Annotated in this window: 6 protein-coding genes; 3 read left to right on the top strand and 3 right to left on the bottom strand. The window is 59.1% G+C overall.

What is annotated here, in order from left to right; all coding sequences use genetic code 11:
- Nucleotides 1-908: 908 nt before the first annotated feature.
- A complete protein-coding gene (locus tag ACFXS9_RS24660; RefSeq protein ID WP_392692950.1) occupies nt 909-2,159 on the bottom strand; it encodes a GTP-binding protein in 1,251 nt (416 codons plus the stop codon).
- A gap of 399 nt (nt 2,160-2,558) precedes the next feature.
- Between ACFXS9_RS24660 and ACFXS9_RS24655 the strand changes: the two genes are divergently transcribed.
- Nucleotides 2,559-2,768 carry a hypothetical protein gene (locus tag ACFXS9_RS24655; protein ID WP_392692947.1) on the top strand — a complete coding sequence of 70 codons (210 nt, stop codon included), beginning with the start codon at nt 2,559-2,561 and terminating at the stop codon, nt 2,766-2,768.
- 18 nt (nt 2,769-2,786) lie between these two features.
- Nucleotides 2,787-3,104, top strand: coding sequence for a hypothetical protein (locus ACFXS9_RS24650; protein WP_392692944.1), 318 nt, complete (start codon nt 2,787-2,789; stop codon nt 3,102-3,104).
- A gap of 470 nt (nt 3,105-3,574) precedes the next feature.
- Here ACFXS9_RS24650 and ACFXS9_RS24645 read toward each other — a convergent pair whose 3' ends face one another.
- A complete protein-coding gene (locus ACFXS9_RS24645) occupies nt 3,575-3,958 on the bottom strand; it encodes a hypothetical protein (protein WP_392692942.1) in 384 nt (127 codons plus the stop codon).
- Between the two features lie 216 nt (nt 3,959-4,174).
- Nucleotides 4,175-4,618: a hypothetical protein gene (locus ACFXS9_RS24640; protein WP_392692939.1), complete on the bottom strand. Its 444-nt coding sequence runs from the start codon at nt 4,616-4,618 to the stop codon at nt 4,175-4,177.
- A 213-nt stretch (nt 4,619-4,831) separates the two neighbouring features.
- On the opposite strand from ACFXS9_RS24640, the gene ACFXS9_RS24635 reads away from it, so the two are divergent.
- Nucleotides 4,832-18,427, top strand: coding sequence for a DUF5801 repeats-in-toxin domain-containing protein (locus tag ACFXS9_RS24635; RefSeq protein ID WP_392692936.1), 13,596 nt, complete (start codon nt 4,832-4,834; stop codon nt 18,425-18,427).
- The last annotated feature ends 10 nt before the right edge of the window (nt 18,428-18,437 follow it).

The following is an 18,437-nucleotide window of genomic DNA, read 5'->3' as shown; positions in this document are numbered from 1 at the left end:
GCGCGGCGAACAGCGACTCGTATTCGGCGCTTGAATCGGACGCCCTAGTATTGCCTCGCGGGCCTGTGCGTGGCCAAGCCTGCAATCCGAGAGCAATACGGCTCAAACCAGAAGCTTCGTACAAGGACCTCATGATATCCTCGCCAAAGAGAGGGGAATACGAATGACAGGCTCTGAACTCTGTAGCCGAGATGACTGAGTGGATGCCGAAGCGACAGCTTCAATGGACGGGCCAATCGCGGACCGCCGGAAAGCCAAGTTAGGGTGGGCAGTGACCGTGAACGAGCATGCATCCTGGTTCGACAAGCCACAGCGTTCGATCTGCCGCTTGGCCGCCGCCGCTTCGTCATCCACAATGATTGCTAAGACCATGGCCCGCCGGCAATGTTTAATTTCCGTCTAATTAAACGGAAAAATTAATGAGATAAATGTATTTAATACTAATGTTTCCTTATGTCGAGCAACAAGTTTTGGTGATTAACTATATATCGATCCGGGCTCCGTCAAATGACGAATAGCTTTGATTTCTGAATTGGTTGGTTCGGTAGGATATCTATTTTTGGAGCAATCATTATGGTTGTTTCGTGCTGAGTTTTTCAACCGGAGATTATGAATCAGGCCAGCGTATACTCCGGTAACGTTCGAGGACCGCTCGGTCGCGTCGGGGTGGGCCAGGTTGCGATGCTTTCGTTCCAGACCAAAGTCCCCCAAGAAGGAGGGGGTGTGAGGGCCGTGCTTGTTATTGGATGGGCAGAGAATCGTGGATTGCTTGGTGATCCCAAGCGCGTCCTTCGACGTGATTGAGACAGCGAAAAGGGGCGGCCGTCTCACGAGGTGATTGTGCCAGTTAGACCGACTGTTCTCGCCGTGGAACGTCTCGCGCCAGCAGGCATTGAACTCGCATCTAGCTAACGAAGGGAGACGCCAGTTTGGTTCGCGTGATCAGGATAATGCCACGGTGGAAAAGGGTCGCTCAGATTACGCCAGCTCTGCGGATCGAACCCGTTCTCCGAATGGAGAAGGCAAGCATCCAGCGAGGCTCGGATTTGCGCTTCGTCCATATCTGAACCGATGAACACGAGTTCCTGACGGCGGTCACCCCAAGCGCCATCCCATCGGCTGTTGAGTTGTTCTTGAAATTGAGGGTTGCTTGGCCAACTCGGCTTCGGGATTGTCGCCCACCAATAGCCCATGGGCTCGCACCGACGCTGCATGCCGGCAACGGAGAGAAGACCCACCCAATCCGGACGCGTGGCGAGCCAGAAGTGCCCTTTGGCGCGTATCACGCCCGGCCATGGCTTGTTGAGAAACGACAACAGCTTAACGGGATCGAAGGGACGTCTTTCCCTGTAAACGAAGCTGGATATGCCGTATTCCTCGGTCTCCGGCACGTGGGAATCGGGGCTGTATAGCTCTTTATACCAGAGCGGGTGAGTCGCAGCCTTCGCTTCGTCGAAAAGGCCGGTGTCAAGAATCGCCTTGAGAGGAATTTCTCCGAAGTCAGCCTCGAATCGGCGCGCCTGGGGATTGAGTGCGGCAATTACCTTACGAATTTCCGCACGTGTCGCCTCTGTCGCTTCTGACACTTTGTTGATTACCACCACATCAGCAAACTCGATCTGCTCAACCAAAAGATCGACGAGCGTCCGCTGGTCGTACGTATCGCGCAACTCGCCGCGATCGCGCAGCAGATCGCGACTGCTATAGTTAGCGAGCAGGCTCAGGGCGTCCACGACGGTGACCATCGTGTCGAGTCTCGCAACATCGGAAAGGGAGGCACCGGCTTCGTCGCGAAAAGAGAACGTTGCCGCAATGGGAAGAGGTTCAGCAATCCCGGTTCCTTCGATCAGAAGGTAATCGAATCGCCGTTGTTCGGCCAATCGCCTGACCTCCACCAGGAGATCGTCGCGCAACGTGCAGCATATGCAACCATTACTGAGCTCAACGAGCGACTCGGTCGTGTGTGAAAGGTTGGCACCACCGTTGCGGACCAGGTCTGCGTCTATGTTCAACTGACTCATGTCATTGACGATGACTGCAACGCGTAGGCCTTCGCGATTCATCAGTACGCGATTAAGCAAGGTTGTCTTCCCAGCGCCCAGAAATCCACTGAGCACTGTGACTGGCAGCCGATCTGCCTCGCTCGATCTCTCCTTCATAATATTGCTAGCCTATACCTGCGGACGGAACAGAATCTCGCGCGGGATGAAGTTGAAATACGTCCGCAGCTCGCTCCGTGATTAAATGTCGGCATTCATTTAATACGGCTCCCTGGATCGTGTAAAGTATAGTCGATTTCCCACAAATTAAATGACAAGCCGATGTTCGGTGCCCCTGCCGTGAGGCCATTTGGGGTTAGCGGAGTGTTTCCCACGGTCAGGGCGAAGTTAATTGCAAGCCAACATCTATCTCAGTTTGTGGCTATGCATGTTTCCATGCACATGAGCGTAGCGCAAAGCAGAAAGGCGACGGTTGCCTTCGTCCTCTCCAACTCTTGCCAAGATTGCTGGTCAGCAGAGAGCAGATCAGTAGAGCAAAGGAGCATCGAGGGACTGGCCGTGACCATCAAGAATATCGTTATCCCCGTGGAAGTTGAGTATCTCCAAGAGGCTGCGAAACAGCGCGGTGTCTCGCGCACGCGACTTGTGCGAGCTGTGATGGAGAAGGTGGTCAAGGATGAACTGGTCGCAGATATTCTGGGAGAGAACGGACTGCCGGCCGAGCCGGTCCCAACCAAGTATCGACGCTTTCGAGATCGAGCTACCTAGTAAGTCCTATCCCTTTTCATGGACATGAATGCGTGCGCTGCTAGCAAGCTGGCTGCTTTGAGCTCAGAATCCGCCGCTGCGATCGCAGCCTTCAACCGCCGTCAAGACGAACTGGAGAGTCCGCAGGCCACCTCATGCTCATTTGGTGATACCTCGCACAATGGTTTCGCGGCACTCTCCTTTGTCAAGGTTTTGGCGGGCGAGTTATTGCGGAGAGATGTTCTGGACCCGGACATCTTTCTCTCTGCTATCGCGGTTGAAGTCGAGCCGCAGCGAAAGTTGCAGCACCGACGACCGATTGATCCCGCAACGCGACTGACCGCGTGTGAAATCTAAATCCTGCGCAGTTGGCCGAAGATGATAGGCGGGGGCGATATCAATCAGGCAGAACAAGAGTTGCGTCGGACCGGCGGAAACCGCGGTCGAACCACTGCTCGTCGCTTGAAAAGCGTGAAGCCATTTGGCACTCTTCGGCGTGTGCGCTCCAGATCGGGGTTCTTATGAAAAAATCGTTCTTTGCGATTGTTGGCGCAGCCATTTCGCTCGTGGCCCTTTCAAGCAGCAGCGCTTACAGCGGTCCTTATCCCTTCGGGGATGAGCCTTATCGGCTGGATTGGGGATATGATCCGGCAGTGGAATCCGGATGCTTGAAGTGGAATTGGCAGTTGCAGCAGTGGAATGATCACTGTGCACGCTTTGTCCAGCCCAAAGCCTACATGCGCCCCCGCGCGTCGCACGTCGTAGTCCGCACAAAGGGGTAGGGGCTGGCCTATTCGGCTCCGATTTTACGTGGAGTCAGTGCGTGATCAGGAGCGCTGGATCGTGCATGCGACCTGGCTGTGCTTTCCGAAGTTGAGCAGCGCGTTCTCGCGGAAGCCGTCCAGCCATACTCCGCGCCCGGCATATCGGTAGCCGACGCCCATCGGGACCAACCGAACGTGAATGCCCCCGCGATGGCCCGTGTGCAGCGATGCGGTAACGACTTCACCGACGATGCTCGTTGCAATCGGGCAGAGAGGATACTGCCTGCCATTCTCGCAAGTGAAAACGATTTCGGAGCAATTACCTATTGAGCCGGGCCCCGCGGCTATCAAACCGAGGTCCGCTGCGCCGGCCGGATGCGTACTCGCCCATGCGGTGAATCCCAATGAAGCTGTGATCAAAACGAATTTGCCCAATGCGGCGCGCATGGCTGCCCCCGAGTAAAAAAGAGAATGCAGTCAACAGAGCAAGAATCAGCCGTACCGTCAAACTGATAATCCGTTGTGCACCGGCAGGACCTGTGTCTTTGGGGTGGTTGCTGCTGGTCAACCTGGATCGACCCCGGCCCTTGCGATTTACCGTTGAGGACAATCGCCCGACGAATTCGCCATCAGGGTCGGTGCTCACCAATCAAATCGTGGCGATTAGATTTTTTGCTCCCCGCCCGCCCTCATCACGTTCACAGTAATCTTCTGGATTTCCGTACGGCCGCCGGCATACTTGACCTCGATCGTCAACACGTCATTACCGAGGAAATCCGCAGGCGACTTGTAGAACGCGACATAAGCCGGCACTTCCAGCGCAAGGCAGGCCTTGTAGTTGGTAGCCTTGACCTTCGCGTTCTTGACGACAACCTTGCCGGAGGCGGGCGGGCTGACCAGTCGAATCGTTGGCAGTGGCCCGGATGTGCAATCGGGTTGCACGTTGAGGTAGACCCCGATCCGGGTGTCCCTGTTCGGCACGCTTTTGACCGTTCGCTCGACCGTCCGGGACTGCTCCTGGGCCGAGGCGCAGCCTGCCAGGCCGGCGAAAAACAGGGCGCCGGTGATTAATAAAACCTTCATCTGATGTCCTCGCTCGGCCGCCAATGTTGGTCAGTTCGAGGCAAGCCGCTCATTTCAAAGCCATTTTCAAGGCGCTTGCCGCCATTTCAAATTTACCACAGCGAGGCAAAAAGCGGAGGTTAACCAATTGATTTTGTTGACCCTAGATACGGTTAACAATAGCCTAATACGTCAAAAGTTTGGAATATTTTTTGCAAACTTGAATTAAACGCATTTTTTGGCGGAGTACTTAGACTAATGAACGCGCAATTTCAGGTCGCTCAGCTTTCCGGTTCCACTCCCGCCAACAGTTCCTCACCTCCCCGAATTTTCAAGCTGACGAAGCCGATGGGCGACCAGGCGGTGGTCGTCAATCTCGGATACGACCAGAAGGTCAAGGTCGATTTTTCAGGGATCGCGAACGAGAAGATCACGCTCGTCCATGTCGGCGATAGGTTGATCATCCTGTTCGACAACAGGTCGACCGTGACAGTCGAGCCGTTTTTCGATTCAAGGCATGATGCCCTGAAGAACCTGACTATCGAAGTGGCGCCGGGGCGCGACGTTTCGGTCAGCGAATTCGCAAGCCTGTTTCCGATCACGACGGACCAGTCGATTTTGCCGGCGGCCGGCGAGGGCGGCGGCAATGCCCAAGCCAGCGGCGCGAACTTCAGCAATAGCTCCGTCGATCCGCTGGCAACGGGCAATCCGCTCGACCTGCTCGGACAGGAGTCGCTCGGCACTTTCGCCCTGACTCCCGAGACTTTCAACGGCACCCCGAACGTCGCGCCCTCGGGCAGCTTCACGCTCGCGGGCGCCTTGACGGTTCATGACGAGACGCTCGGTGTACAACTCACCGCAGATGATCAAGCCAATCCACTCTTGCCGGCCGTCTTCCAGCAGGCCGGACTGATTGGGTGGGCGCAGAGCGCTGTGTCCGAAATCGCCGCGGCGAACGTCAACTTCGGCACCAATGGTCCCGGTACGGTGGCCTATGTGCTGACCACGTCGACCGGCGCCGCATTTGCCGGAGTCGATACCGGACTGAAAGCGACCGCAACCGGGAATGAGATCTTCCTGTTCACGGAAGGAAATCTCATTGTTGCGCGTGAGGGGAACGGCACGACTCCCAACGCCGGCGGCGCAATCGCGTTTGCGCTCTATCTGGATCCCGTCTCCCTCAAGCTGAGCGTCGCACAATACGAAGCCGTTCAGCACAGCAACACGCTCGATCCGAATGATCGGATCGAGCTCGCGGACGTTGTTTTCGTTCAGCAAGTCGTCACCGATGCGCTCGGCGTGGTCGTTACGCACGTATCGGCAGATTCCATCGGCGTCGCATTCGACGATGACGGTCCGGCCATTTCCGTATCGGTGGTCGAGCCGGTCGAAGGCTCTGCGCAACTCGCGCCTTTATCGCTCGATGAATCGATCGGCTTTGATCCCAATCCCGACGGCTTCCCGGGGCCGCTTGATGATACCGGCTCGACAATGCCGGATCCGACCGGCACCGTCCCGATCGGCGAAGTGAAGACGGCCGCGGGCGGCGAAGAGCAGGGTCAGGGCGCGCTGCAGGCGCTGTTCAGCGTGGTCAAGGACCCCGGAACGGACGGCGAGAAGTCGACCACCTATCAGTACAGCTTCTCGCTAACGGGGGGCTCCGGTCCGTCTGGCGGCGTCGCCAGCACACTGAAGGTGACCGATCCCAGCGGCCTGTACGGTGACGACACCATCTATCTTTTCAAGGTCAGTGACACAGAGATCGTGGGTCATGTCGGCAACAATCCCAATGGTCCGATCGCGATCCGCGTCACGCTCGTCAACGCAGGCAGCCTGTCGGGCGGTCAACTCGTGATCGACCAATACATGGCAATCGACCATGGCCAGGACGGCAACAATTTCGATTCCAGCAAGGCGCTCACGCTGCTCAGTTCCAACCAGGATGAGGGCGAGGTTGTATTTGCAAGCCTTGGCATTACGCTGACGGCGACTATCACCGACGTCGACAACGACACCGCGACATCTTCCGCGACGATCCAGATCGCCGGCGGTGAAACGTCCAGCATCGTCTTCCAGGACGATGGTCCGGTGCTAATCGGCGAGGGTGGCGTGATCGGCACCGTCGACGAAGACGGACTGGCAGTTCACAACGCCGACGCCGGACGCACGGGAGAGCTGGCGGGAACGGGTTCGGCGGTTGCTACCGGTTCGCTGGCCTCGCTGGTCGATTTCGGCACCGATGGACCTGCGGCGACAGGATTCAAGGTGGCTGTTCAGACCACGCCGGTCGATTCCGGCCTGACGTCGCAGGGCGCTCATGTGCTGATCGTGTCCGATGGCACGACGCTGCATGGCTATGTCGAAACCGGCGTTGCCGGATCGGGCTTCTCGGGCGGCGATCGCGAAGTCTTTACGCTAACGGTCGGAGCGGATGGCTCCTACACCTTCACGCTGAAGGATCAGATCGATCACCCGACGCTGAATAATGCTGAGGGCGACAACGGCGAAAACATCCTCACCACATCGCTCGATCTTTCGGCCTTTATCGTTGCCACCGACGGTGACGGTGACCACATCAATCTGGGCGAAGGAACGTTCAAGATCGAGATTCAGGACGATATCCCCGTCCTGACCGGCGCCTCGATTTCCCGCACGGTCGATGAGGACGATATCCTCACGCGGTGGTCACAGGGCACCAGTCCGAACGACGGCAGCGCCGACGGCTCCACCACGGAGAATTTCACTGGCGCTGCGATCGTGTCGGGCACGCTGGCGGGCCTGGTTTCGGTCGGCGCCGACGAGACCGGCACGTTCGGTTTTTCGTCCGACGCCATTGCGAAGCTGACCGCGCTTGGATTGTACTCGAAGCAATCCGCCCAAGGAGATGGCGAGAACGGCAAGCTGCTGACCTATGCGATTTCCAACGGCCCGGTTGACTCCCACGAAATCATCGTCACGGGCTACGAGCCCAATCCCAATGGCAACCAGGTTTTCTCGCTGACGCTGAACACCGAGACCGGCGCGTATGAATTCCGCCTGTATGACGAACTGATTCATGCGGAGGGTAGCGGCCAGAACAGTGATCTGCGCTCCGGCCCGCTCGATGATGGCGTCCAGCACTCAATTCCCAACATCGACCTCGGCTCCATTGTCACCTTCACCGACAAGGATGGCGATACCGTCGCCTTGACCGGCAAGTTCACGATCAACGTGACTGATGACGTTCCGCATGCCGATATCGATCCTGGTTGGGGTTCGGTCACGGTCGACGAAACGCCAGGCAACCAGGCGGACGATACGACGGCAAGCAGCGTCAGGAATCTGTTCGCCAAGCTCGAAGCGACGGGTATCGTCGGCGATGATCCGGACGTGCCGGGCGACAACAATGGTGGCAATTCGGGCAACGGCGCAATCGCCTATGCGCGGTCGGATTTCGCTGTTGTTATCGACGATTCGACCATCGGCGCCGACTATCCACCTTATCCGCACACGTTCTCACTGAGCGTGGCAGGCGGCAACGGAACGGATTCCGGCCTGTTCGTAACCGACGGTGGCAAGATCGTTCTTTCCGTCAACGCCGATGGCCTGATCCTCGGCACGGTTTCCGACGCCAATAGCGCCTTCAACGGTAAGGTTGCGTTCGCGATTGCCATCGATTCCGACGGCAAGGTCAGCATCGCCCAATATCTCTCGATCAAGCATGACGACCGTGGCGATTCCAACGAGACCAATGATAACGGCACTAATTTCAATGACGCGTCGCCCGACGACCCGCTTACGGTCCAGCAGAATCTCGACGGCAAGATCATTGCTACGCTTACCGTCACCGATTCCGACGGCGACAAGTCGTCCGACTCGGTCAATATCGGCAAGCTGATCACCTTCCTCGATGACGGTCCGTCGGTCGAAGTACATACCGCGAGCGGCTTCTCCGTTGTTCATGACGAGACGCCGGACGTTCAGTCATCCGACGACGATACGACGGTACAGGCGGTCAGGGATTTGTTCGCCAATGTTCACCACAAGGGCTCGGATCCGCATCTTACGAACGCCCAAAAGATCGATGGCGCGATCGGATTTGCGCAGAGTGACGGCGCGGCGCTGACGGTTTCGACCAATTTCGGCGCCGACGGTTCGGCGAGCTCGAATTCCAAGGTATTTTCGCTCACCTTAAATGGTGGAAACGGCACCAATTCCGGCCTCGAAACGACCGATGGCAAGGACATCTACCTGTTCAAGGAAGGCGATCTGATCGTCGGCCGCTATGACGGTCCGGACTCTGGATCGAGCACGACCAACACCGGAAGCGACCCGGCGGCGTTTGCGATCGCGATCGATCCGGTCACCGGCAAGGTTTCAGTAGTCCAGTACGTCTCGCTGGAACACAGTAATACCGGCGACGCGGACGAGTATGTTGCGATCGCAAGCAATAAGGTTTTTGCCACCGTTACGGTCACCGATCGTGACGGCGACTCCGCGAGGGATCTGGCGGATATTTCTGGCAAAGTCCGTTTTGAGGATGACGGCCCGACAATCACCGGGGCCACGATCTCGGTTGCCGTGGATGAAGACGGATTGCCCACGGGCAATCTCGATGCAAATCGTACTGGCGAGACCACCGGCACGGGTTCGGCCATTGCCGCGGGCGCGCTGAATGCGCTGGTCAATTTCGGTGCGGATGGTCCGGCTTCAACGGCATTCGATCTCGTCGTTCAGAACAGCCCGATCAACACCGGCCTGGAGTCCAAGGGCGGCGACATATTGATCGTATCCGACGGCAATACGCTGCGCGGTTACGTCGATCAGGGCGGGAATTCCGGTTACCAGGCCGGCACCGATCGCGAGGTCTTCACGCTCACGGTCGGGTCCAACGGTTCCTATGTCTTCACGCTCAAGGACCAGATCGATCATCCGTCGCTGGATGGCCAAAACGGTGACAACACCGAAAACCTGCTGACGACAGCGCTTGATCTGTCCGAATACATCATCGCTACCGACGGCGATGGCGACACGGTCAAGCTGGCGACCGGTGCGTTTACGATCCAGATCCGGGACGATATTCCGATCCAGGTCAGCGACGCGTCCGTTACTGCGACCGTTGAAGAAGACGATCTAACCAACGCCAACAGCGGCAATAATTCTGTCGGCAATAACGAAGACGGCTCGAGCGGCAAGGCAGTTGCGAACGGCTCGCTGACCTCGCTCTTCAAAGTGGGCGCGGACGAAAACGGAACGTTCGTTCTCGATAGCAGCGGCATCTCCGCTCTGCAGAACCAAAACCTGACGTCTCACAACACCGCACTGAGCTACAGCATCTCGGGTGACACGCTGACCGCCAAGGCGGGCAGCATCACCGTGTTCACGCTGCAGATCCAGTCCAACGGCAACTACACGTTCACGTTGAAGGACCAACTCGACCATGCCGTCGGCAATGGCGAGAACACCCTCAGTATCAATCTCTCGTCGGTGGTACGCTTCGTCGATTACGACAGTGACGGCGTGACGCTTTCCGGCGGCTTCACCATCACCGTCCAGGACGATATCCCGGTTCAGACCCAGAATTCGGTTTCCGGTGCGGTTCAGGAAGATGCGCTGACCGACGCCAACTCGAATCATCAGTCGATCGGCAATGCCGAAGGTGGCCAGACCACCGTCGCGACGGGATCGCTGGCGACGCTCGTTTCGGTCGGCGCCGACGAGCAGGGAACGTTCTCGCTGCTCGCCAATCCGGCCGGCCTGACAGCGGTGACGTCCAAGGGCGCTGCGGTGCTCTACAGCGTCTCGGGAACGGTGCTGACCGGTTATGTCGACAGCGATGGTACGGCCGGATTCTCCGGCGGCGACCGCGTGGTGTTCACGCTCGACGTCCAGCCGAACGGCAACTACACGTTCACGCTGAAGGACCAGATCGACCATCTGCCGAACGCGCCGGCGAATGACGACAACCAGAAGCTGATCCTCGATTTTACGGGCGCGATCCAGTTCACCGATCAGGACGGTGATAAAATCCAGCTCCAGGGGCCGACCACCACAACGACGGTGACCACCCCGCTAACCCTGCAGCCCGGACACTACGACACCTATACGGTGGGCGGCGTGACGTTCGACGGCCTGACGTTCACCGGCACGGCTGCGAACAGCTTCGTCAATACGGCTGGTGACAATGCAGCCTCGTTCAACGTCTCCGGGCAGGGCGTCGGGATCGGCAATAACCTGATCCAGGACAACCAGGGCTTCATTGTTGGGCGAGCCGGCACCGACTCGTTCAGCTTCACCATCAATGGGAGCGGCACTGGAACGATTTCCTGGGTCGCCTATCACGGCGGCGTGCCGGTATCCGGCAGCGCGGGTTATGACAGCGGTACGCTGACGCTGCCCGGCGATGGAAGCGCGGTGACGATCGACCCGTCCGGGACGTTCGACCATCTCGTCATTCGCTTCGATCTTGCGGATGGCGACAAGATCCGCGTCAATAATTTCTCCTATGCCTCGACCACGACCACCAGTGGCGGCGTGTTCACGATCGGGATCGAGGACGATATTCCGGTCACCGGACCGAACGCGACGGTAACGGTCGACGAGGACGATCTGGCGTCCGGCAACCACGACACCGCGTCTGCGGGCGACGATGCCGCATCGGTGTCGCCGGCGACTGGCACGCTGAGTTTCTTGGTCGGCGCGGACGAGGCGGGCACGATCAGCTTCGCGCCGCTGGACGGATTTGCGGTTGTCGATGCCGGCAATCATGCGATTACGGCTGGCAACCAGGCGCTTCAGTACTTCTGGGATGCCGGGACTAACACCCTCTATGCCTCGACGCTGACCGATACGCCGTCGCATGCGTTCGCGACGGCTGCGTTCAAGATTCAGGTCAACCCGTCGACAGGCGCGTACAGCTTCTCGCTGCTTGGTCAGGTCGATCATCCTGTCCATGATGATCCGAATGTCGGCGGTACGCAGACGGCCTATGAAGACAACATCAAGCTCAATCTGACCTACACCGTCACGGACCGTGACGGCGATGCCGTCAAGGGCACGCTCTCGGTTTCGATCGACGACGATATGCCGATCATTGGACCGGTGGCCGCGACGAACAATCTCGTCGTCAACGGCAGCTTCGAAGTTGGTCACGGTCTCGGCAACAATCAATGGTCGATCTACCACTCACTGGCTGGCTGGACCTCGGCCAATCTCGGCCCGGCCGGCCCACACGGTGATGTGCCGTTCGAAGTGCAGACCGGCAATGTCGGCGGCGTGTTCGCACAGGACGGCAACGCGCTGATCGAGCTCGATTCCGATCTCAGCAGCGGGAATCTGTCCGGCGGCGACCACTACAACGATTCCGGCCACACCAACACGATCATTCAGCAGGTGATCGGCGGTACGCATGCCGGCGAGGCCTATGAACTGGCGTTCTACTATTCGCCGCGTCCCAACGAGGGTAACGCCGACAGCGGTAGCCTGAACGTGTTGTGGAACGGGCAGGTGGTGAAATCCATCGACTCGACGGGCGTGACGGCGGGTGTCTGGCAACTGATCACCGTCAGCGTGATCGGGACCGGCGCGGGCGATGTGCTCGGCTTCCAAGGAGCCGGCCAGGAGAATTCGCTCGGCGCCTATATCGACAATGTCAGCCTCGTTCCCGTGACCTTCGTCGACGAGGACGGTCTGACAGGACCGCTCGCGTTCGGTAGCCACGACACTCAAGCGGGCGACAATTACGTTGCCAACACGGATGGCGACGCCAATGAGACGACGTCGACAGGTTACCTCAACATCAAGTGGGGTGCCGATGACCTCGATAGCGGCGTGGACATCAATTCGGGTTCGTTCGGCACGCTGACCCATGATCATCTGGATGGTGTCGGCGATCGCAGCCTGACGTTCGCCAATGCGAGCGTCGGCGTGTCGGGCGTGTCCGCGCTCACCTCGATGGGCGAGGCGGTGGTCTTCTCGACCAATGCCGATGGCACCATCCTGACTGGCGTTGCCGGCGGACGCACCGTCATTGAAGTATCGTTGTCCGATGAAGGCGCCGGCGCATTCCGCGTCGTGCTGAAGGATCAACTCGACCACGCTACGGGCAACAACGAGAACGACATCCGCCTGACGTTCAACTATACCGCGACCGATTCCGACGGTGACGCGGTGAACGGCAGCTTCACGGTCGGTGTCGACGACGACGTTCCGGTGGCGAACGCGGATATCGATTCCGTTTCAAGTGCCGTGCAGACCCTGAATTTCGATGACGTCGTGCTTGGCGAGAATGGCGAGACGCCGGTTGCGTCGCCCTATCACGGGTTCAATTTCATTCAGACGGGTATTCACAATCCGGCGGGCTCCGGGCCGTTCGCGACTTATGCCCCGCACTCGGGCAGCAACCTGGTCTTCATCGGTGAAAAGAACGGCGTGGAGCAGCCGGGCTATACCGGAACTGCGGGCGACCCAATCACTATCGCCCACGCCGATGGCAGCAAGTTCACGGCACTCGGAGCCTGGTTCTCGTCGAGCGGCTCTGAGCCGATGACGATTGCCATTTCCGGCTATGTGAATGGCGTTCTGGTCAGCAGCTTTACCCAGGACATCCATCAGGGCGCAGCGGGCGGGCCCACCTATGTAAATCTCTCTGCTCTGGGCAGCGTCGACAAGATTGTAGTCGACGGTCCCGGTTACTTCGGTTTCGATGATTTTTCATACGCCGACAATGCGACGGCTACTGGCAATGTCATCACCGGGGTAGGCACGACCAATTTCGGCGCAGACGTGCTTGGCGCAGACGGCGCGAAAGTTACGGGCGTCGTCGGCGTCACCACTGTCACGACGCCGGACGGCTCGCAAAACTTCCAGGTCATCGGCCAGTACGGCACGCTCGTTCTCAACGAGAACGGCGACTACACTTATACCCGTTTCGACGGGTCGCCGGTTGTTGCGAACGACGTCTTTACGTATGCGCTGACCGACGGCGATGGGGATGTCTCGACCGCCACGTTGACGATCGGCATTTCCGATCACGGCGTCACGATTTCGGGGATCAACGGCGAAGACGGCGATATCACCGTCCATGAAAACGATCTGCTGGCGAGCCGTGGCGTAGGCGAGTCGGCCGGCTCGAGCCCGGACTCCGGAAACCTCACGCAGAGCGGAACATTTACTATTGCGGCGGCCGACGGGCTCAACAGCCTGACGATTGACGGTCACGCCATCGTCACGAACGGAGTTTTTACCGCCACTTCGTTTACGACAGCAACCGGGAATACGTTTGCAGTAACCGCGTTCGACGGCACCACCGTAAGCTACAGCTACACGCTTGTTGACAACGGGCAGCATGCTTCGCTGCAGGGTAACAACGGCCTGCCCGAAAACCTGAGCGTCGTAGCTACGGACAGCGACGGCGAAACTGCTACGTCGACGATCAAAATCAATATCGTCGACGACGCCCCAACAGCGGTGAACGACACCTGGGCAACGACCATCACCGGTGCGACGCTCTTGACCGGCTTGTTGGGTAACGACAAGTACGGCGCCGATGGGGTCGATACGGATAATTCGCCGCTCACCGGCCAGGTTACCGTCACCAACGGGGCGCACGGCACCGTCGTGTACAACAACAACGGCACCTTCACCTATACGCCGGAGGCTGGCTACACGGGTGCTGACAGCTTCACCTATACGATCAGGGACGGCGACGGCGATACCTCAACGGCAACCGTCACGCTTGGCAGCGTCCAGACGAACTCGTTGCCGACCGCAGGAAACACCTCGGCTTCGCTGGACGATGAAGGTCTTCCGAATGGCATTGCCGGCAGTACCTTCGCTGACGACCTGTCCGGGGAGGCCATCACCGCCGGCGGTACCTTGCTGCACAACTACAACACGGACGGCAAGGCGGCCTCGGATCCGATCAACTTTGCGCCGATGGACGGCACGACGGGTCTGGTTGGTTCCGAGAGCGTTACGTATAGCTGGAACGCCACCAACAATACCCTGACCGCATCGTCCGCCGCGCGCGGCGCGATCTTCACGGTCGTCGTGGATGGCGGGTCGGACAATGGCAACGGCAACTATGTGTTCACGCTGCTGAAGCCGGTTCTCCATGATGCGGGCGGCAACGAGAACGACGCGACCGTCAACCTGACCTACCAGGTCAAGGATGCCACGCTGCCTATCGCCGACAAGGCTACCGGCACGCTGGCCATCACCATCGATGATGACATCCCGGTCGCAGCGCCGATCGTCAAGACCGTGACCGAGGGATCCTCGGACACCAACATCCTGCTGATCCTCGATCGTTCCGGAAGTATGGACTTCAGTTCAGGCGTATCCGGTTACGCAACGCGCCTCGACCTGCTCAAGGCCGCCGCCAAGGAATTGCTCGACCAGTATGACGCCGTTGGCGACGTCAGGGTCCAGATCATCAAGTTCAACGACTCCGCGCAAAAGCAGGGCAGCGTGTGGCTGTCGGTCGCGGATGCAAAGACCTACATCGATGGCCTGACGGCGAATGATGGCACCGACTACGACGATGCCACGGCGCTTGCGCCTGACGCCTTCGATGATGCGGGCAAGCTGACGACGGCCGGTGTGCGCAATGTCGCCTACTTCATTTCGGACGGGCAACCAGATCCGACGAGCGAACAAGTGTCCGGCGACGAACTCACGGATTGGGTCAACTTCGTCAACGCCAACGACATCGTATCTTTCGCGATCGGACTGGGTTCCTCGGCGCACAGCACCTACCTCGATCCGCTGGCCTATGACGGGCGCGGCACGGGCACCGATACGGATGCCCTGATCGTCACCGACCTCAATCAGCTCCAGTCGACGCTGGCCGGCACGGTCAATCCGTCCATCACCGGCTCGGTGATCGACGGCAGCATTCCGACGTCGTTCGGTGCTGACGGCGGATATGTGAAGTCGATCGAAATCGGCGGCAAGACCTACACTTACAACCCTGCGACTGACGCGATCACCACGTCGGGTTCGGGGTCGAACACCGCCACCTTCAATGCCGCCACCAACCAGTTGACGATCACGTTCACCGGCAGCGCCGGCGAGAGTTTCGTCATTGATCTGGATGACGGCACTTATGCCTACACGCCGCCGTCCACAATCACGTCCAGTTTCGGCCGTCCCTTCACCTACACTTTGACGGACAATGACGGCGATACCGCCAGCTCGACGCTGACGATCAACGTCAACAATGTAAACGGAGCGCCGGTTCTCGACGCCACGGATTCACCGGTCATCGCGGCCGTCAATGAAGATGCGCCTGCGCCGTCCGGAGCCGTAGGCACGCTTGGCGGCGGCGGCTTTGATAACGTGACGGATGCAGATGGCCCGGGCCTCGGCATTGCCATCACGGCTACCAACAGTGCGAACGGCACCTGGTACTACTCGACCAACAATGGAGTCACTTGGGCTGCGGTGGGAGCGGTCAGCAGCACCAGCGCGCTGCTGCTTGCAGCAGATGCCGGTACCCGGCTGTATTTCAAGCCGGCCGCCAACTTCAACGGCACCGTGACGGACGGCATCACGTTCCGCGCGTGGGATGAGAGCACCGGCACCGCCGGCACGAAGGTGGACACCTCGTCCAACGGCGGCAGTTCTGCGTTCTCGAGCGCAACTGATACGGCATCGGTCACTGTCAATTCGGTGAACGACGCGCCGACGGCGACGATTACGCTGGCTTCCTACAGCGCAACAGAGCAAACGAACCTGAACCTCCACAACACCGGCCTTTCGGTGGGCGACATCGATGCGGGCAGCAACGTCATCTCCATGACATTGTCGGTCGGAACTGGAACCCTGACCGTGGGGGCCGGTAACAGTGGCGTCGACAGCATCACCGGCAGCGGGACCTCCTCTGTCACGGTCACCGGGACGCTCGCGGAGCTCAACAATCTGCTGGCCGGCACCGATACCAATGGCGGATGGTTCGGAAGTGGCGGTACGATCGTCTACAACGCTAATGTGGATGCACCGCCGGCGAATACGACGCTGACGCTGCTGGTCAATGACACCGGCGACACCGGCAGCGGTGGCTCGCTGACCGCCACCGATACCGCGACGATCAACATCACCGCGGTGAACGATGCGCCGACTGCTGCCGCAGATACGGTCATTACCAATGTCGGCAACAATGCAGCCGTCGTGATCCCGGAATGGGCGCTGGTAGCCAACGACACCGATCTGGACAACGTACTGGATGTTACTGCGGTCAGCGCAGGCACCAGCGGTACGACCTCTCATGCGACCGGGACAGGCAACGGCGGTTCTGTAACGTTTACGGACGATGGAAGCAACTTGAACGGCGGGAACAACGGCTCGTTCACCTATAAGGCCACTGATGGATCTGCCACGACGGCGGCTGTCACAGTGACGATCGACAACAGATCGACGAGCGCAACGACCCTGACCGGTGGTAACGCCAACGAAATTTTGATCGGTAGGTCTGGGGCTTCCAACGCGCTTAACGGCGATAACGGAAATGACGTTCTGATCGGTAACAATCTCGCCGATACACTTAACGGTGGCGACGGGCGCGACATCATGTTTGGTGGTGCTAGCGGGGATACGTTTAGCATCTTTAGTGGCGAATCTGCGGTTACTATCGGAGGCAGCGGAGACGGCGGAACGATTGCCGGCTACGATATTATCAAGGACTTCAATGTTGCTGCTGACAAGCTAACGCTCAACGGCACGCCTTTTGCTGCCTCGAATGCGGCGGGTACGAACGGATCCAACTCGGACCTGACGATCGGCGGAAATCAGGTAAGATCGCACGCCATTTCGAACGGCATTATCACGTTCGATGATGCGGACACCTTCAGTGGCGCGCTCACGCTTGATTCAATCCAGGATGTCGCTGCTGTAGTCGACTATCTACGGCAAAACGATTTGGGCAGCGGCGGCGCTACGGTAGCTTTCACGGCCACGATCGACGGCGTCAACCACACCTATGTTTACGAGCAGGTGGCCAGTAGCCAGAGCGACAATAACGATATCCTGGTCGATCTGGAGAATGTTACCCTGACCAGTGGCGGGACCAGCCTCGCGACGCTGATCGGGAACGGGCGCGTCGATCCGGTAGTTCTTGATCTCGGAGCTCACGGCATTTCGTTCAGCTCCATCAGCGACGGGGTCCAGTTCGACATTAATGGCGATGGTGCACAAGACCAGATCGCCTGGACCGCCGATGGCCAGGACGGCATTCTTGCCCTGGATCTCGACAGCTCCGGCAAGATCGAAAGCGGCAACGAGCTGTTCACGCCGAACTTCAATGGCGGTCACTTCGCTGACGGCATTGCCGCGCTGGCGAGCCTCGACGGCAACGATGATGGCGTGATCGACGCTAAGGATCAGGCATTTGGCGATCTCGTGATGTGGCAGGACGCCAACCACAACGGCGTCAGCGAGGGCGGCGAACTGACCAAGCTCAGCGACCTCGGCATCAAGAGCATCGATCTTGCGACGACGGCTGGTGCTCCCATCGACGGGCAGACGATTGCGGGGGTCGGCTCGTTTACTTACGCGGACGGCACCACCGGCACCTTCGTCGAGGTCGATCTCGATGCGTCGCTCGGGGCATCTGCTCCGGCCGATACGACCCACCACGAGCTGCCGCATGGGTTCGATCAGATCCTCGACTTTGGGCCGGGCCATGGTGAGCTGAGCTTCCCGCCGGAGGGGCTGGGCTCGCAAGGCGAAGGCGAGTTGACGCATTTCACCACAGTGGACCAGCCGCTCACGCACGACGCCTTCGGCGACACCTCGGCAGCGGCTGCGAAGATGGCTCTTGCCGTCATTCAGGCCGGCGGGACGGTGGATACGGCTCATCTGCAGCCGGGTCTCTGAGCTGACGCTC

The sequence above is a fragment of the Bradyrhizobium sp. RDI18 genome (assembly GCF_043203335.1).
In the GTDB taxonomy this organism is placed as follows: domain Bacteria; phylum Pseudomonadota; class Alphaproteobacteria; order Rhizobiales; family Xanthobacteraceae; genus Bradyrhizobium; species Bradyrhizobium retamae.
The sequence above is the reverse complement of the archived record's forward strand: the minus strand, read 5'-3'. Positions and strand labels throughout refer to the sequence as shown.